Origin of the sequence: Rathayibacter sp. AY2B9 (assembly GCF_002931595.1) — a bacterium.
Lineage (GTDB): Bacteria > Actinomycetota > Actinomycetes > Actinomycetales > Microbacteriaceae > Rathayibacter.
Genome location: NZ_PSUB01000006.1, coordinates 135,643 through 152,285 on the forward strand (window position 1 = coordinate 135,643; position 16,643 = coordinate 152,285).

Sequence of the window (16,643 nt, forward strand, 5' to 3'; positions counted from 1 at the left end):
GGAGGCGGGGGCGGGGAGGATCGCTCCTCCCCGCCCCCGCCCGACGGATCAGAGTCCGACGTCGCCGGCCTTGAGGAAGCCGGAGTCGACGAGGACCGACTGCACGTCGTCCTTCGTGACGACCTGCGGCTCCAGCAGGTAGGACGGGACGACCTTCTCGCCGTTGTCGTAGGTCTCGGTGTCGTTGACCTCGGGCTCCTCGCCCGCGACGATCGACTGCACCATCTGGAAGACGCGGTCGCCGAGGGTGCGGGTGTCCTTCCAGACCGTCATGGACTGCTCGTCGGCGAGGATCGCCTTGACGTTGGCCTTGTCGGCGTCCTGGCCGGTGATGACCGGGTAGTCGGCGCCGGGGGTGTAGCCGGCCGACTTCAGCGAGGCCTCGATGCCGATGGCCAGGCTGTCGTTGGGGGAGAGCACGACGTCGACCTTCTGGCCGCCGGTGTAGAAGGACGAGAGGCGGTTGTCCATCTCGGACTGCGCCTTGTCGGAGGCCCAGCCCTGGATGCCGATCGAGGCCCAGTCGTCGTCCGACGCGGGCGACTTGCCTGAGGGGACGGTGAGCTTGCCGCTCTCGATGTAGGGCTGCAGGACGTCCCACGCGCCGGAGAAGAAGAACTTCGCATTGTTGTCGTCGGGGCTGCCGGCGAAGGGTTCGAGGGTGAAGGGACCCGCGGCGTTCTTCAGGTCGAGGGTCGACTCGATGTACTGGCCCTGGAGCTGGCCGACCTTGTAGTTGTCGAAGGTCGCGTAGTAGTCGACGTCTGCGGTGCCGTTGATGAGACGGTCGTAGGCGATGACGGTGGCGTTCTGCTTCTTCGCCTCGGCGAGGACGGGCGCGAGCGCCTCGCCGTCGATCGCGGCGATGACCAGGATCTTGGAGCCGCCGGCGATCTGGTTCTGGATCTGCGAGATCTGCTGATCGGTCTTGTTGTCGGCGTACTGGAGGTCGACGGTGCAGCCGTCGCCCTCGAGCTGCGACTGGAGGCCTTCGCCGTCGTTGATCCAGCGCTCGAGGCTGCGCGTGGGCATCGAGATGCCGACGGTGCAGTCGCCTTCCGCGCCGGCGCCGGCAGCGGCGCCTCCGGAGTTGGCGGGGCTCGCGGAACAGGCCGCGAGGCCGAGGGAGATGATGCCGGCGGCGGCCAGCGTGGTGATGCCGCGGGAGAACTTCATGGAGTGCATTCCTCTCTGAAAGCAGTGTCCGAGGGAGAGGACGACAAGAGGCGTGCACGTGTGGCGCACGTCGTCGTGTCGTCGCCCGGGAGGGCGGGAGAGCCCCGAGGGGCTTTGTCCACGGAGAGAACATATTCCTTCGATCGGAGGGAGTAAAGCGCGGGCGGCGAATTTGTCCAGGCGATGCCGAAATGTGATCTTCGGGACGTCGACCCCCGCCGTTGCTGGGAGAGAACGCTCTCACCGCTCGGCTCCCGCCCGGCTCGCGCCCCTCCGCCGGGCGCCCGCCGCCGTCCGCGTGAGGGAAACGCGAGGACTCCGGGCCGGGCCGTAGGGGAACCGTGAGGACCGCTCCGAGGGGCCCCCGCGAGGTGTTGCATCGCTTCCTGTGCCGCTTCCCGGCAGGCGTCCGGTCCCGGGCGTCGTCCGCTCCCCGGATGGAGTCCTCCGTGCTCGACCTCGCCTACCTCCTCGGCGTGCTCGCCCTCTTCTCGCTCATCGCTCTCGCCGCGAAGGGGGTCGAGCGGCTGGGCGGACCGCCCCCCTCGGCGACCCGCGGGACCCGCGAGAAGGAGGCGGGCCGGTGATCGTCTTCGACGCCCTCGCGGCCGTGCTGGCGCTCGCCGCCGTCGTCTACCTCGTCGCGGCCCTGATCCGACCGGAGCGCTTCTGATGGATCCGCTCCTCGCCGTCCTCCAGGTCGCGACCGTCGGCCTGGCCGTCGCCCTCCTCCACCGCCCCCTCGGCGACCACATGTTCCGCGTCTACACCTCGACGCGCGACCTCGCCCTCGAGCGCGGCGTCTACCGCCTCATCGGCGTCGACTCCGCGGGCGAGCAGAGCTGGCGCGCCTACCTCCGGGCCGTGCTGGCCTTCTCGCTCGTCGGCGTGCTCCTGCTCTACGGGATGCAGCGCCTCCAGGCGGTCCTGCCCGGCTCCCTCGGCCTGCCCGCGGTGCCGGAGGGGCTGGCGTTCAACACCGCCGTCTCGTTCGTCACCAACACCAACTGGCAGTCCTACTCCCCGGAGGCGACCCTCGGCTTCGCGGTGCAGCTCGGCGGCCTCGCCGTGCAGAACTTCGTCTCGGCGGCCGTGGGCCTGGCCGTGGCGGTGGCGCTGATCCGCGGATTCGCGCGCCGCTCCTCCGGAACGCTCGGCAACTTCTGGGTCGACCTCGTGCGCGGCACGCTGCGCCTCCTGCTGCCCCTCGCGGTGGTGGCGGCGGTCGTGATGATCGCGGGCGGCGTGATCCAGAACCTGAACGGCCCGCTGACGGTGACCACGCTCACCGGCGGCGAGCAGAGCATCCCGGGCGGCGCGGTGGCCTCGCAGGAGGCGATCAAGCTGCTCGGCACCAACGGCGGCGGCTACTTCAACGCCAACTCCGCGCACCCGTTCGAGAACCCCTCGGCGTGGGTGTCGCTGCTGCAGATCGTGCTGATCCTCGCGATCCCGTTCTCGCTGCCGCGCACCTTCGGCCGGATGGTCGGCGACGTGCGGCAGGGCCGCGCGATCCTCGCGGCGATGGCGACGATCTTCGTCGTGTCGCTCGCGGCCCTCACCGCGCTGGAGGCGGCGGGCGGAGGATCCGCGGCGCAGGCCGCCGGAGCCGCGATGGAGGGCAAGGAGACGCGCTTCGGCATCGCCGGCTCCGCCCTCTACGCGACCGCCTCGACGCTCACCTCGACCGGCGCCGTCAACGCGATGCACGACTCCTTCACCGCGCTCGGCGGCATGCTGCCGATGCTCAACATGATGCTCGGCGAGGTCGCCCCCGGCGGCGTCGGCTCGGGCCTCTACGGGATGCTCGTGCTCGCGGTGCTGGCCGTGTTCGTCGGCGGGCTGCTGGTCGGCCGGACGCCCGAGTACCTGGGCAAGAAGCTCGGCCCGCGCGAGATCAAGCTCGCGAGCCTCTACATCCTCGTGACGCCGACGCTCGTGCTGGCCGGCACGGCCCTGAGCTTCGCGATCCCGGCGGTGCGGGAGGACGTGGAGAGCACGTCGATCCTGAACCCCGGGCTGCACGGGCTCTCGGAGGTGCTCTACGCCTTCACCTCCGCGTCCAACAACAACGGCTCGGCGTTCGCGGGGCTGACGGCGAACACGCCCTGGCTCAACACGGCGCTCGGCGTCGCGATGCTCCTCGGCCGCTTCCTCCCGATCCTGCTGGTGCTCGCCCTGGCCGGCTCGCTCGCGGCGCAGTCGCCGGTGCCCTCCAGCGCCGGCACGCTGCCCACCCACCGGCCGCAGTTCGTCGGCCTCCTCGTGGGCGTCACGGTCGTCGTGACCGCGCTCACCTACTTCCCCGTACTCGCGCTGGGCCCCCTGGCGGAAGGACTGCGACTCCGATGACCACTGCACTCACCGAGGCCCCCGCGGAACCCGCGCGCCCCACCCGCGCCGCCCTCGGGCCGCGCCAGCTCGCAGCCGCCCTCCCCGGAGCGCTGCGCAAGCTCGATCCGCGCCTGATGTGGCGCAACCCCGTGATGTTCATCGTCGAGGTCGGCGCCGTGCTGACCACGGTGCTGGCGATCGCCGAGCCGTTCCTCGGGGGGCCGGAGGAGTCGGGCGGATCGACGGTGCCCGTCACCTTCACGGCCGGCATCGCGATCTGGCTCTGGCTCACCGTGGTGTTCGCGAACCTCGCGGAGTCGGTGGCCGAGGGCCGCGGCAAGGCCCAGGCCGAGAGCCTGCGCGCCACCCGGACCAGCACTCCGGCCCGGCGCGTGGCCGACTACGACCCCGCGGACCCCTCCGCCCTGTCGGCCCGCCTGGTCGAGGTCTCCTCGGCCGAGCTGCAGCTGGGCGACGTGGTCGTGGCGGAGGCGGGCGACCTCGTCCCCGGCGACGGCGACATCGTCTGGGGCATCGCCTCCATCGACGAGTCGGCGATCACGGGCGAGTCGGCCCCGGTCGTCCGCGAGAGCGGAGGCGACCGCAGCGCGGTGACGGGCGGCACGCGAGTGCTCTCGGACCGGATCGTGGTGCGCATCACCTCGCTGCCGGGCGAGACCTTCGTCGACCGGATGATCGGCCTGGTCGAGGGCGCGTCGCGGCAGAAGACGCCGAACGAGATCGCGCTCGACATCCTCCTGGCGAGCCTCTCGATCGTGTTCGTCGTGGTCGTGCTGACCCTGAACCCGATCGCCTCGTTCGCGGGAGCCTCCGTGAGCGTCCCGGTGCTGGTCGCGCTGCTCGTCTGCCTCATCCCGACCACCATCGGCGCCCTCCTCTCGGCCATCGGCATCGCCGGCATGGACCGGCTCGTGCAGCGCAACGTGCTCGCGATGTCCGGCCGGGCGGTGGAGGCGGCGGGCGACGTCACGACGCTCCTGCTCGACAAGACGGGGACCATCACCTACGGCAACCGCCGCGCGGTGGCGTTCCTCCCCCTCGACGGAGTGGCGCAGGCCGCCCTCGTCGACGCGGCCGCCTCCTCCTCGCTCAGCGACCCGACACCCGAGGGGAAGTCGATCGTCGACCTCGCGGGCGACTCGGGCCGCCCCGCCGTCGAGCCCGCTCAGGCCGCCGTGGTGCCGTTCACCGCGCAGACCCGGATGAGCGGGCTCGACCTCCCCGACGGCTCCTCCATCCGCAAGGGCGCCGGCTCGGCCGTGCGCGCCTGGGTGGAGGAGGAGGGGCCGCTGCCGTCCGCGGTCGCGGCGCGCCTCACGGTGCTCGTCGACGGTGTCTCGGAGAGCGGCGGCACGCCCCTGGTCGTCGCGGTGAAGGACGCCCACGGCGCCCGCCTGCTCGGCGTCGTGCACCTGAAGGACGTGGTGAAGGACGGGCTCGCCGAGCGCTTCTCGGAGCTGCGCGCGATGGGCATCCGCACCGTGATGATCACGGGCGACAACCCGCTGACCGCGAAGGCGATCGCGGCGGAGGCGGGAGTCGACGACTACCTCGCCGAGGCGACCCCCGAGGACAAGCTCGCCCTGATCCGGCGCGAGCAGGAGGGCGGCGCGCTGGTCGCGATGACCGGCGACGGCACCAACGACGCCCCGGCCCTCGCGCAGGCCGACGTGGGCGTGGCGATGAACACCGGCACCTCGGCGGCGAAGGAGGCGGGCAACATGGTCGACCTCGACTCCGACCCCACCAAGCTCATCGACATCGTGCGGATCGGCAAGCAGCTGCTGATCACCCGCGGCGCGCTCACCACGTTCTCGATCGCGAACGACGTGGCGAAGTACTTCGCGATCATCCCGGCGATGTTCGCGGGAGTCTTCCCCGGGCTCGCGGTGCTGAACGTGATGCAGCTGCACTCGCCGGCCTCGGCGATCCTCTCGGCGATCGTGTTCAACGCGCTGGTGATCGTCGTGCTGATCCCGCTCGCGCTGCGGGGAGTGGCGTACCGCCCGGTCGCCGCCTCGCGCATCCTCAGCCGCAACCTCCTGGTCTACGGGCTGGGCGGAGTGATCGCTCCGTTCCTCGGGATCAAGCTCGTCGACCTGGTCGTCGCCGCGATCCCCGGCTTCTGACCCGTCCGTCCCGACCACCGAAGACAGAGAGAAGAGACCATGTTCCGTCCCTACGGTGTCGCGCTGCGCGCGATGATCGTGCTCACCGTGCTGCTGGGAGCGGCGTACCCGCTCGCGGTGCTCGGGATCGGGCAGCTCGCCCTGCCCGCCCAGGCGAACGGCTCGCTGCTGCGCCAGGACGGCGCGGTGATCGGCTCGTCGCTCATCGGGCAGTCGTTCACGGACGCCGACGGAGCGCCCCTGCCGGAGTGGTTCCAGTCGCGTCCCTCCGCCGCGGGCTACGACGCCGCGGCCTCGACCGGCAGCAACCTCGGCCCCGAGAACGCCGACCTGGTCGCGTCCGTCGAGGAGCGCCGGGCCGCGATCGCCGCCTTCGAGGGCGTCGACCCGGCCGCGGTGCCGGCCGATGCGCTGACCGCCTCCGCCTCGGGGCTCGACCCCGCGATCAGCCCCGCCTACGCGCAGCTGCAGGCGCCCCGCGTCGCCGCCACCCGCGGGCTCGACGTGAGCGCCGTGCGCGCGCTGGTCGAGGAGCACACCGCGGGCCGCGAGCTCGGGTACCTCGGCGAGCCGACGGTGGACGTGCTCGAGCTCAACGCCGCTCTCGCGCGGCTGTGACCGCTCCGGTGGCGCCTCCGGCTCGTAGAATCGCGATCGGCTCGTCGGGACCGTCCGATCGAGCGGATCGACGCCGGTCCCGCGAGCCCGGGACGCCCCGGAGCCGCGAGCACGAGGGGAGGCCGGGAGCATGACGAAGGGCCGCCTGCGCGTGCTCCTCGGAGCCGCGCCCGGAGTGGGCAAGACCTACACGATGCTCGAGGAGGGCCGCCGGCTCGCCGCCGAGGGTCGCGACGTCGTGGTGGCCGTGGTCGAGACGCACGGCCGCTCCGCCACCGCCGCGATGGTCGAGGGGCTGGAGGTCGTGCCGAGGAGGGCCGTCGAGCACCGCGGTGTGCTGCTCGACGAGATGGACCTCGACGCGGTGCTCGCCCGCCGGCCCGACGTCGCGCTGGTCGACGAGCTCGCACACACCAACGCCCCCGGCTCCCGGCACGAGAAGCGCTGGGAGGACGTCAGGACGCTCCTCGACGCCGGCATCACCGTCTTCTCGACCGTGAACATCCAGCACATCGAGTCGCTCAACGACGTGGTGCACGCGATCACCGGAGCGCCGCAGCGCGAGACGATCCCGGACGCGGTCCTCCGCGCCGCCGATCAGATCGAGGTCGTCGACCTGGCGCCCCAGGCGCTGCGCGACCGCCTCGCCGACGGCCGGGTCTACCCGCCCGAGCGCATCGACGCGGCGCTGTCCAACTACTTCCGGCTCGGCAACCTGACCGCCCTGCGCGAGCTCGCGCTGCTCTGGCTCGCCGACGAGGTCGACAGCGCGCTGCGCGACTACCGCGTCGAGCACGGCATCGACAGCACCTGGGAGGCGCGCGAGCGCGTGGTCGTGACCCTCACCGGCGGGCCGGAGGGGGAGACCCTGCTGCGGCGCGGCGCGCGGATCGCGGCCCGCGCCTCCGGGGGCGACCTGCTCGCCGTGCACGTGGTGACCCCCGACGGCCTCCGCACTCCCCGGCCGCACGTGCTCGAGGCGCAGCGGGTGCTGGTCGAGAAGCTCGGCGGCAGCTACCACCAGGTGGTAGGCGAGGACGTGCCGCGGACGCTGGTCGAGTTCGCCCGCTCGGTGAACGCGACGCAGCTGGTGATCGGCGTGAGCAGGCGGAGCCGCCTCGCCTCGGCGCTGACGCCCGGCACCGCGTCGACGGTGATCCGCGAGTCCGGCAACATCGACGTGCACATCGTCAGCCACTCCGCCGCCGGGCGCACCGCGGTGCTGCCGAGGCTCGACGGGGCCCTGACGCTGCGGCGCCGCCTCCTCGGACTGGCCCTCGCCCTCGTGGGCGGCCCGCTGGTGACCTGGCTGCTCTCGAGCCTCCGCAGCGACGAGTCGATCACGAGCGACGTGCTCTCGTACCAGCTGCTGGTGGTGGTGGTCGCGCTGGTCGGCGGGCTCTGGCCGGCCCTCTTCGCGGCCGTGCTCTCGGGGCTGACCCTCGACTTCTTCTTCGTCGATCCCCTCTACACGATCACCGTCGACGAGCCTCTGCACGCGCTCGCGCTGGTGCTCTACGTGCTGAACGCGGCGCTCGTCAGCGCCGTGGTCGACCGCGCGGCCCGGAGGGCGCGGGCCGCCAAGCGGTCGGGGGCGGAGTCGGAGCTGCTGGCGACGATCGCGGGCGGCGTGATCCGCGGGCAGGGGGCGCTGCAGGCGATCCTCGAGCGCTCGCGCGAGGCGTTCGGGCTGACCGGCGTGCGGCTTTTGCGAGGCGGCGAGCTCGTCGCGGCCGACGGCGAGCCGCAGCCGGAGGGCGATCCCGCGCGCATCGCGGTGGGCGAGGGCGCGGTGCTCGAGCTGCACGGCCGTGAGCTGGAGGGGAGTGAGCGGCGACTGCTCCAGGTCGTCGCCGCCCAGCTGGACTCGGTGCTCGAGAACGCGGCCCTCAGCGAGACGGCCAGCTCCCTCGCTCCGCTGGCCGAGACCGACCGGGTGCGCAGCGCCCTGCTGTCGGCCGTCAGCCACGACCTGCGCCGGCCCCTCGCCGCGGCCACCGCGGCGGTCAGCGGTCTGCGCTCGCCCGAGGTGGTCTGGAGCGAGCGCGACCGGGAGGAGCTGCTCGCCACCGCCGACGAGAGCCTCACCGTGCTCGCCGCGCTGGTCACCGACCTGCTCGACGTGACGCGGCTGGAGGCGGGGGCGCTCGCCGTGGCGCTCGCTCCGCTCGACGCCGCCGACGTGGTGCTCCCCGCGCTCGACGAGCTCGGGCTCGGTCCCGGCGAGGTCGACCTCGACCTCGATCCGGAGGGCCCGGCGCTGCTCGCCGACGCGGTTCTGCTGCAGCGCGTCGTGGTCAACCTGCTCGCGAACGCCGTCCGCTACGCGCCGTCCGGCACCCGGGTGCGCGTGGCCGCCAGCGCCTTCGGCGGGAGCGCGCAGCTGCGGATCGTCGACCACGGCCCCGGGGTGCCCGAGGAGCGCCGCGCCGAGATCTTCGTGCCGTTCCAGCGACTCGGCGACGACGACAACCTGACGGGCCTGGGCCTCGGCCTCGCGCTCTCGAAGGGGTTCACGGAGGGGATGGGCGGCACGCTCGAGACGGAGGACACTCCGGGGGGCGGGCTGACGATGGTGGTGACGCTGCCGCTGGCGAAGGAGACTGCTGCCGCTGCTCCTGCGGCTCACGTCGCTCCCGCCGTCCCGCACGACGGCGGGTCGGGTGCCGCCCCGCACGAGGACTCCGGAGGAGCCGCATGAAGATCCTGATCGCCGACGACGACCCGCAGATCCTGCGCGCCCTGCGCATCACGCTCACCGCCCGCGGATACGACGTGGTGACGGCCGGCGACGGCACCGAGGCGATCAACCGCGCGGTGGACGAGCATCCGGACCTCTACATGATCGACCTCGGCATGCCCCGGCTCGACGGGGTCGAGGTCATCCATGGACTGCGCGGCTGGACGAGCGCGCCGATCCTGGTGGTGTCGGGGCGGACGGGCGCGGCCGACAAGGTGGGCGCGCTCGACGCCGGCGCGGACGACTACGTGACCAAGCCGTTCTCGATGGACGAGGTGCTCGCGCGCATCCGGGCCCTCTCGCGACGCGTGCAGCCGGCCGACGGCGAGCCGCTGGTCGTGATCGGCGAGGTGACCGTGGACCTGGTGGCCAAGAGCGCGACGCGGGACGGCGTCTCCGTGCGGCTCACCCCGACGGAGTGGCAGGTGCTCGAGATCCTCATCCGCAACGCGGGCAAGCTGGTCACCCGCCGATCGCTGCTGGCCGAGATCTGGGGCCCCGCGCACGTCACCGACACCGGCTACCTGCGCCTCTACCTCGCGCAGCTGCGCAAGAAGCTCGAGCCCGACCCCGCGCATCCGCGGCACCTGCTGACCGAGGCGGGCATGGGCTACCGCTTCGTGCCCTGACCGGCCTGTGCCCGGCGGGGGGAACCCCGGACCGTCGAGGGAGCCCGCCGGTCGTGGCTCCCGCGACGGTCCGCGATCGCCTCGGCGGAGGGAGGCAGGTCACCAGTCGTGGACGGTGCCGTCGGCGAGTCGGTTGAAGGGCAGGTACGCGCGCACGTAGGGGTACTTCCCGGCGGCGTCGACGTCGAGCTCCACGCCCAGACCGGGGGCGTCGCCCGGGTGCAGCCGTCCCTCGCTCCAGGTGAACGACTGCTGGAAGACGCTGTCGGTCCGCTCGCCGTGCTTCATGTACTCCTGGATCCCGAAGTTGTGGATCGCCAGGCCCAGGTGCATCGCGGCCGCCATGCCCACCGGGGAGACGTCGGTGGGTCCGTGCATCCCGGACTTGATCTGGTACTGCGCGGCGTGGTCGAGGATCCTCCGGAGGTGGGAGACGCCTCCGGTGTGCGTGACCGCGCTCCGGATGTAGTCGATCAGCTGCTCGCGGATGAGGAGCTGGTAGTCCCAGACGGTGTTGAAGACCTCGCCGATCGCCAGGGGCGTGGTGGTGTGCTGCCGGACGAGGCGGAGGGCCTCCTGGTTCTCGGCGGGCGTGCAGTCCTCGAGCCAGAAGAGGTCGTACGGCTCGAGGGACTTGCCGAGGGCCGCGGCCTGGATCGGCGTCATCCGGTGGTGGCCGTCGTGGAGGAGGGGGAGCCCCGGCCCGAACTCGTTGCGGACGGCCTCGAAGACGCGGGGGACGTGGCGCAGGTAGGCGCGGGTGTCCCAGTCCTCCTCGGTCGGCAGGCCGCCGCGCTGCGCCGGCTCGTGGTCGTAGCGCACGCCGGCGTTGCCCTCGAGGACGGCGTTGGAGGCTATGCCGTAGATCGAGGTCAGTCCCGGCACCGCGGTCTGCACGCGGATCGCGCGGTACCCCTGCTCCTGGTGCTCGCGGATGCTGTCGAACAGCTCCGCGTCCGTCCGCCCGGACGCGTGGCCGTAGGCGAGCAGGCCGGTGCGGGACGCGCCTCCGAGCAGCTGGTAGAGCGGCATGCCCGCGGCCTTGCCCTTGATGTCCCAGAGGGCGGTGTCGACCGCCGCGATCGCCGCCATCGTGACCGGCCCGCGGCGCCAGTAGGACGACCGGTAGAGGAACTGCCAGGTGTCCTCGATGCGCGAGGCGTCGCGGCCGAGGAGCAGCGGCACGACGTGGTCGGCGAGATAGGAGACCACGGCGAGCTCGCGGCCGTTGAGGGTCGCGTCGCCGAGGCCGGTCAGCCCGTCGTCGGTCGTGAGCTTGAGGGTGACGAAGTTGCGGTCGGGACTGGTGACGACGACCTCGGCCTTGTCGATCTTCATGGGATGCCTTTCGTGGTGGGGGATCGGGTCAGGGGTTCCGGCCGGGAGCGCGGTCCATCGAGAACGCGGCGGTCGAGAGGCCGGGCGCCACGGGCGCGGCCTGACCCGTGCTCTCGCGGCGCTCGGCGATCGCGGCGACGATCTGCGCGTGCCGGCGGTCGGTCAGCGGGTAGAACGCCATGATCAGCACCGCGAGCAGGGCCGCGACGGCCGGGATGAGGCCGGCGGCGGCGCGGATGCCCCACTCGGCGTGCTCGCTCTGCTCCGCGGCGCCGGCCACGTAGCCGCCCCAGGCCAGCGCGTACGCGGCGAGGGCGCCTCCGACCGCCTGGCCGGTCTTGCGGGTGAAGGAGAACAGGGCGTAGATCGTGCCCTCGGAGCGGATGCCGGTCTTCCACTCCCCGTACTCGACGGTGTCGGCCTCGATCGCCCAGACGAGCATGTTGACGAGCTGGATGCCGACGTAGGCGAGGACCAGTCCGCCGAAGCCGACCGCCACCGCGTCGCCCGGGGCGAGGAAGACGACCGTTCCGCCGCTGATCAGGACCCCGACTCCGGCCATGTAGGCGTTGCGCTTGCCGAACCGCCGCACGATCGTCGGGACGAGGGCGGCCAGTCCGAAGGTCAGGGCGAGCTGGATCAGCGACATCGCAGCGTAGAGCTGGACCGATCCGAGCACGTCGCGCAGGTAGTAGAGCTGCACGGTCTGGAGCGCGAGCGTCCCGGTGAGGAACAGGAACGAGCTGAGGCAGAGGAAGAGCAGCGGCCGGTTGGAGCGGAGGGTCGTCATGCTCTGACGGAACGTGACGTGCGCGACGTCGCGCTGGACGCGCTCCTTCGCGGTCAGGATCGTGAAGAGGTAGAGCGCGGAGCCGACGACGACGAAGCTCAGCGTGACGATCGAGAAGAGCGACTGCAGATCGGCGCCGGGGACGACCAGCGGGGCCATGAAGGTGCCGAGCCCGGCCCCCACGATCGCGCCGCCGATGGCGCGGGCGCTGGCGAGCTTCGCGCGCTCGGTGCCGACCTGCGTCATCGCTCCGGCGAGCGAGCCGTAGGGGATGTTGACGAGGCTGTAGGCGAGGCCGAGCGCGGCGTAGCTCAGGTAGGCGTAGAGCAGGGTTCCGCTCTCGCCGATCTGCGGGACGGAGAAGGTCGCGGCCGAGAGCAGCAGGAGCGGGACCGACCCGAACATCAGGAAGGGCCGGAACTTGCCGAAGCGCCTGCTGTAGGTGCGGTCCACGACCCGGCCGGCGAAGACGTCGGCGAACGCGTCGAAGATCCGCACGACGAGCAGCAGCGTGCCCGCCGCGGCCGCGGAGATCCCGGCGACGTCGGTGTAGTAGACGAGCAGGAACATCGTGGCGGTGGTGAAGGCGAGGTTGTTCGCCGTGTCGCCGGCGCCGTAGCCCACGATGCTCAGCTTCGAGAGCTTCTCAGCGGCGGGCGCTCCGGGCGCGGTGGTGCGGGGGGTCATGCGGGCTCCTTTACCCGGGCGCGGACCCGTCGGGATCCGCGCCGCGTCGAGACGGTGCGAGGGTGGCAATCGGTTGCCGAAGGCGCCGGAGGCGCCGCGCGGAGAGGCGGGGTGGAGGTCTAGGCCGCCTGAGCGGCGACCGCGGCGACGAGGGCCGGGTCGTCGGCGAGGCGCGGGTCGACGAGCCGCAGCAGCGCCTCGACGGGCCGGGCGGAGCCGAGGGCGCGGTCGAGGGCGTGGCGCTGCGTGTTGGGCAGGCGGTCGCCCTGGAGCAGCAGTGCGATCCAGTCGGCGACGGCACGGAGGGAGGCGGCTCCGTCGTGTCCGCCCGCGCGCTCGGCGAGGAGCACGGGCGCGATCCGGATGCGGAGCTTGGCGGTCGCGTCGGCGCCGATCTGCTCGAGCCGGTGCTCGATCCGGGGGTTGCCGAAGCGCCCGAGGAGGGCGGCGCAGTAGGCGTCCGCGTCGAGACCGGCGGGCAGGCCGGCCGCCGCCTCCGCCCAGAACGCCTCGACGGCGCTCCGGCAGGCGGGGTCGGCGATCGCCTCCGCGACGGTGGCGAGACCCCGCCGGCGGCCGGTGGCGGCGAGGAGCGTGTGCGCGCCGTTGAGGAGTCGCAGCTTGCGCCGCTCGAAGGGCTCGATGTCGTCCACGAAGCGGGCTCCGGCGCGCTCCCAGGCGGGCCGGCCGGCGGGGAAGCCGCCGCAGAGGACCCAGTCGCGGAACGGCTCGGTCACGACGGACGCGGCGTCGCTGATGCCGGTGAGCTCGGCCGCCGCCTCCCGGTCCGCCGCCGTGGCGGCCGGAGTGATCCGGTCGACGGAGGTCGACACGAACGAGACGGTTCGGTCGATCCAGTCGGCGAGCGACGGGTCGAGCCGCTCGGCGAGCAGGAGCAGCCCACGGCGCACGAGAGGGCCGTTGCCGGAGAGGTTGTCGCAGGGGACGACGGCGAGCGGGCCGGAGCCGGCGTCACGCCGGGCGGTGAGGCCGAGGAGGAGGCGGCCGAGCGCGGTCGTCGGCGCTCCTCCCGATCGGAGGGCGGCGAGGTCGCTCCGGACGGCGGGGTCGTCCAGGTCGAGGCCGCCGTCCGCGGCGAGACGGTACCCGGCCTCCGTGATCGTCAGCGTGACGATCGCCGTCGCCGGAGCCGCGACGAGCTCGACGAGACGCGCGACGTCCGCGCCGTCGACCGCCTCGACGATGCTGCCCACGACCGTCGCCGAGTCGCCCTCCGGTCCGCGCTCGATCAGCGTGAACAGGCCGTCCTGCGCGGCGAGCTCCTCGGCCGCGCAGGGGCTCCGGCCGGTGAATGCGGCGATGCCCCACTCGTGGTCGTCGTCGACGGCGTGCGTGTACCAGGCCTGGTGCGCTCGGTGGAAGGCGCCGAGGCCGAGGTGGACGATGCGGACGGGAGCCGCCGGCAGGCCCGCGGACGCGCGATCGAGACCGCCTCCTTCGCCGTGCCCGCTCACAGCTTGAAGACCTTCCGCGGCTGGGCGTCGACGAGGTCCAGGATGACGGCGCTCGCCGTCTCGGAGTCGATGCGCCCCTCGGCGACCAGGCGCGCGAGGAACGCGGCGTCCAGCCTCCGCGCCATGTCGTGACGGGCCGGGATGGAGAGGAACGCGCGGGTGTCGTCGATGAAGCCGGAGCTCCGCGAGAAGCCGGCGGTCTCCGTCACGGCGGCGCGGAAGCGCAGCACCGCGTCGGGCGCGTCGAGGAACCACCACGGCGCTCCGAGGAACACCGACGGGTAGTAGCCGGCGAGGGGAGCGAGCTCGCGCGAGTGGGTGCTCTCGTCGATCCCGAAGAGGACGAGGTGGAAGCCCGGTGCGTTGCCGAGCTCCTGCAGCAGCGGGCGGAGGGGCTCGGCGAACCGGGTCGCGACGGGGATGTCGTGGCCGGTGTCGGGACCGAAGCGCTCGAAGGTCGGCCGATCGTGGTTGCGCAGCACGCCGGCGTGGACGGTCATCACCAGGCCGTCGTCGACGCTCATGCGGGCGGACTGCAGCAGCAGGTGGGCGGCGAGGACGCGGCTGCCCTCGGCGTCGATCGTGCCGGCGCGGGCGCGGGCGAAGAGGGACTGCGCCTCGGCGGGGTCGAGGTCGACGGTCAGCGGCTCCAGCACTCCGTGGTCGGCGGAGACGGCGCCGTGGTCGAGGAAGTACCGGCGCCGGGCGCGGAGGGCCTCGAGGAATCCGGGGAAGCTGGACTCCTTCGTTCCGGTGGCGGCGGCCAGGGCGGCGACGCGCTCGGGCCAGCCGGGGGTGGAGGGATCGAGGTAGGCGTCGGGGCGGAAGGTCGGCAGCACGCGGCCCGGGAACGCCGGATCCTCCGCCAGAGCCCGATGGACGGCCAGGTCGTCCAGCGGATCGTCGGTCGTCGCCAGCACCTCGATCCCGAACCGCTCGAAGAGCGCCCGCGGGCGGAAGGCGTCGGACGCCAGCCGGGCCCCGATCGCCGCGAAGAGGGCGTCGGCGGTGGAGGCGTCGGGCTGCTCGGTGATGCCGAACTGCTCGGCGAGGATCGACTGGAGCCAGTAGCCCGAGGCGGTTCCCGCGAAGATCCGCCAGTGCGCGCAGAACGTGCGCCACACCTCCTCCGGGCCGGCGAGGCGCTCGCCTCCGGGGATGCCGAGATCGCCGAGGTCGATCCCGGCGGAGTGGAGCAGCCGGGTGACGTAGTGGTCGTGCCGGAGGAAGAGCTCGGACGCGTCGGCGAAGGGGCGGTCCTCGAGCAGGAGGCGCGGATCCACGTGCCCGTGCGGGGAGAGGATCGGCAGGTCGGCGACGCTCGCATGGAGATCGCGGGCGATCGCCCGGGTCGTCGGGTCGATCGGCAGGAGTCGGTCGGGATCGTTCAGCAGCTTCGTCGGCACGGGGCCATCCAAGTATGGGTGCCGAGGAGTGTCAACCGATTGCCAGAGGTGTCGCACCGGATGGCGCGCCGGGCGCGGACCGGGGTCAGGAGTCGCGGCGGGGCCCCGTCGAGGCGCGCGGGACGAACTCCGTCGGCAGATCGTCGGCCCGCTCCGGAGGCTCCTCGTCGCCGAGCACCCGGCGGACCGCCCGCTCGCCCATCCGGCCCAGCGGTGCGCTGATGGTCGACAGCGGCGGCGAGGTGAAGTCGCTCCCGAAGATGTCGTCGAAGCCGATGATGCTGAGCTGCTCCGGGATCGCGACGCCCGACTCCTGAGACGCGCGCATCAGTCCGATGGCGACCAGATCGTTGTAGGCGATCACCGCGCCGACGCCGGAGGCGGTCACCCTCGCGAGCGCGCTCCTCCCGCCCTCGAGGGTCGAGACGCCCGGCCCGATCTCGACGACCGTCATGCCCCGCTGCGGAGCGCGGTCGAGGAGGAGCTCCCATCGCGCGGCGCTCATCCACGAGTCGGGCGGACCGGCGATGAAGGCGAGGGAGCGGTGGCCGAGGGCCGCGAGGTGGTCGAGCGCGGCGTCGATCCCGGGGGCGAGATCGGGCACGATCCCCGCGACACCGGGGACCACGCGGTTGAGGACGACGACCGGGATGCGCCCGGCCAGCGCGATGATCTCCTCGTCGCTGAGGCGGGTGCTGACGAGGACGAGCCCGTCGGTGGAGGCGGCGATGCGGTCGGCCGCCTCGGCCTCGCGCTCCCCGGACTCCTGCGACTCGGCGAGGATCATCGTGAAGCCGCGGAGCGACGCCGCCCGCTCCGCTCCGCGCACGGCGGGGAAGAAGGCCGGGTTGGTGATGTCGGCCACCAGCAGCCCGAGGGTCGAGGTGCGGCCCGTCGGCAGCGCGCGCGCCATCGGGTTGAGCCGGTAGCCCAGCTCCTTGGCGGCGGCGCGGATCCGCTGCTCGGTCGCGGCGTTCAGCCGTCCGGGCGTGCTCAGCCCGCGGGAGACGGTGGAGGGGGCGACGCCGGCGAGTCGGGCGACGTCGTAGATCGTCGTCGCGGAGCGGCCGCGGCGTCTCGCGGCGGAGGGGCCGGTGGGCGCGTCTTCGCTGGGCACGATCGCGGTCTTCTCTCGAGGGGCACGGCGGCGGACGGGGCGCCGTCCGCCGCCCATGCTGCCACAGGGCCGAGAAGCCCGCCCGGCCCGTCGCTCGCGTCCGGGTCGGGCCGGATCGGGGAGTCCGCGCTCCGGGAGGCCGCCGTCACCGGCCGGCCGCCCACCGCTCCGGTCCTGTCCAGC

General features: G+C 73.0%; 13 protein-coding genes. 7 read left to right on the plus strand and 6 right to left on the minus strand.

What is annotated here, in order from left to right; translation table 11 throughout:
• Positions 1 to 48 precede the first annotated feature (48 nt).
• Positions 49 to 1,176, minus strand: coding sequence for a multiple monosaccharide ABC transporter substrate-binding protein (gene chvE, locus C5C25_RS07910; protein WP_374952918.1), 1,128 nt, complete (start codon positions 1,174 to 1,176; stop codon positions 49 to 51).
• A 437-nt stretch (positions 1,177 to 1,613) separates the two neighbouring features.
• Between chvE and C5C25_RS16500 the strand changes: the two genes are divergently transcribed.
• The 7 genes from C5C25_RS16500 (at position 1,614) to C5C25_RS07940 (ending at position 9,647) form a co-directional block, all read left to right on the plus strand.
• On the plus strand, positions 1,614 to 1,763 hold the full coding sequence (locus C5C25_RS16500; RefSeq protein WP_167299012.1) for a hypothetical protein: 150 nt from the start codon (positions 1,614 to 1,616) through the stop codon (positions 1,761 to 1,763).
• The gene (kdpF, locus tag C5C25_RS07915) at positions 1,760 to 1,849 is read left to right on the plus strand and encodes a K(+)-transporting ATPase subunit F (protein WP_068209492.1); all 90 of its coding nucleotides are present in this window, start codon (positions 1,760 to 1,762) and stop codon (positions 1,847 to 1,849) included. Before C5C25_RS16500 ends, kdpF begins: the two co-directional genes overlap by 4 nt.
• On the plus strand, positions 1,849 to 3,528 hold the full coding sequence (kdpA, locus tag C5C25_RS07920; RefSeq protein ID WP_104222651.1) for a potassium-transporting ATPase subunit KdpA: 1,680 nt from the start codon (positions 1,849 to 1,851) through the stop codon (positions 3,526 to 3,528). Before kdpF ends, kdpA begins: the two co-directional genes overlap by 1 nt.
• Positions 3,525 to 5,660: a potassium-transporting ATPase subunit KdpB gene (gene kdpB, locus C5C25_RS07925; RefSeq protein WP_104250261.1), complete on the plus strand. Its 2,136-nt coding sequence runs from the start codon at positions 3,525 to 3,527 to the stop codon at positions 5,658 to 5,660. Before kdpA ends, kdpB begins: the two co-directional genes overlap by 4 nt.
• A gap of 39 nt (positions 5,661 to 5,699) precedes the next feature.
• Positions 5,700 to 6,278 carry a K(+)-transporting ATPase subunit C gene (kdpC, locus tag C5C25_RS07930; RefSeq protein WP_104250262.1) on the plus strand — a complete coding sequence of 193 codons (579 nt, stop codon included), beginning with the start codon at positions 5,700 to 5,702 and terminating at the stop codon, positions 6,276 to 6,278.
• Positions 6,279 to 6,408: 130 nt separating this feature from the next.
• A complete protein-coding gene (locus C5C25_RS07935; protein ID WP_104247548.1) occupies positions 6,409 to 8,979 on the plus strand; it encodes an ATP-binding protein in 2,571 nt (856 codons plus the stop codon).
• Complete coding sequence (locus C5C25_RS07940) at positions 8,976 to 9,647, plus strand: response regulator (protein ID WP_104222647.1); 672 nt, start codon at positions 8,976 to 8,978, stop codon at positions 9,645 to 9,647. Before C5C25_RS07935 ends, C5C25_RS07940 begins: the two co-directional genes overlap by 4 nt.
• Before the next feature lie 99 nt (positions 9,648 to 9,746).
• On the opposite strand, the gene manD is transcribed toward C5C25_RS07940, so the two are convergent.
• The 5 genes from manD to C5C25_RS07965 all read right to left on the minus strand — a co-directional run bounded on the left by manD (position 9,747) and on the right by C5C25_RS07965 (position 16,460).
• Positions 9,747 to 10,985: a D-mannonate dehydratase ManD gene (gene manD / locus C5C25_RS07945; RefSeq protein WP_104222646.1), complete on the minus strand. Its 1,239-nt coding sequence runs from the start codon at positions 10,983 to 10,985 to the stop codon at positions 9,747 to 9,749.
• A 28-nt stretch (positions 10,986 to 11,013) separates the two neighbouring features.
• The gene (uidB, locus tag C5C25_RS07950; protein ID WP_104250263.1) at positions 11,014 to 12,462 is read right to left on the minus strand and encodes a glucuronide transporter; all 1,449 of its coding nucleotides are present in this window, start codon (positions 12,460 to 12,462) and stop codon (positions 11,014 to 11,016) included.
• 119 nt (positions 12,463 to 12,581) lie between these two features.
• A complete protein-coding gene (locus C5C25_RS07955; RefSeq protein WP_258069368.1) occupies positions 12,582 to 13,937 on the minus strand; it encodes a mannitol dehydrogenase family protein in 1,356 nt (451 codons plus the stop codon).
• Complete coding sequence (gene uxaC, locus C5C25_RS07960) at positions 13,934 to 15,343, minus strand: glucuronate isomerase (protein ID WP_104250264.1); 1,410 nt, start codon at positions 15,341 to 15,343, stop codon at positions 13,934 to 13,936. Before uxaC ends, C5C25_RS07955 begins: the two co-directional genes overlap by 4 nt.
• Before the next feature lie 85 nt (positions 15,344 to 15,428).
• Positions 15,429 to 16,460: a LacI family DNA-binding transcriptional regulator gene (locus tag C5C25_RS07965; RefSeq protein ID WP_181133666.1), complete on the minus strand. Its 1,032-nt coding sequence runs from the start codon at positions 16,458 to 16,460 to the stop codon at positions 15,429 to 15,431.
• Positions 16,461 to 16,643 lie beyond the last annotated feature (183 nt).

Excerpts from the sequence above, each read along its gene's own strand:
- C5C25_RS07940 (WP_104222647.1), top strand. The coding sequence starts at position 8,976 with ATGAAGATCCTGATCGCCGACGACGACCCGCAGATCCTGCGCGCCCTG.
- kdpC (WP_104250262.1), top strand. The coding sequence starts at position 5,700 with ATGTTCCGTCCCTACGGTGTCGCGCTGCGCGCGATGATCGTGCTCACC.
- C5C25_RS16500 (WP_167299012.1), top strand. The coding sequence starts at position 1,614 with ATGGAGTCCTCCGTGCTCGACCTCGCCTACCTCCTCGGCGTGCTCGCC.
- manD (WP_104222646.1), bottom strand. The coding sequence starts at position 10,985 with ATGAAGATCGACAAGGCCGAGGTCGTCGTCACCAGTCCCGACCGCAAC.
- uidB (WP_104250263.1), bottom strand. The coding sequence starts at position 12,462 with ATGACCCCCCGCACCACCGCGCCCGGAGCGCCCGCCGCTGAGAAGCTC.
- kdpA (WP_104222651.1), top strand. The coding sequence starts at position 1,849 with ATGGATCCGCTCCTCGCCGTCCTCCAGGTCGCGACCGTCGGCCTGGCC.
- chvE (WP_374952918.1), bottom strand. The coding sequence starts at position 1,176 with ATGAAGTTCTCCCGCGGCATCACCACGCTGGCCGCCGCCGGCATCATC.
- kdpB (WP_104250261.1), top strand. The coding sequence starts at position 3,525 with ATGACCACTGCACTCACCGAGGCCCCCGCGGAACCCGCGCGCCCCACC.
- C5C25_RS07935 (WP_104247548.1), top strand. The coding sequence starts at position 6,409 with ATGACGAAGGGCCGCCTGCGCGTGCTCCTCGGAGCCGCGCCCGGAGTG.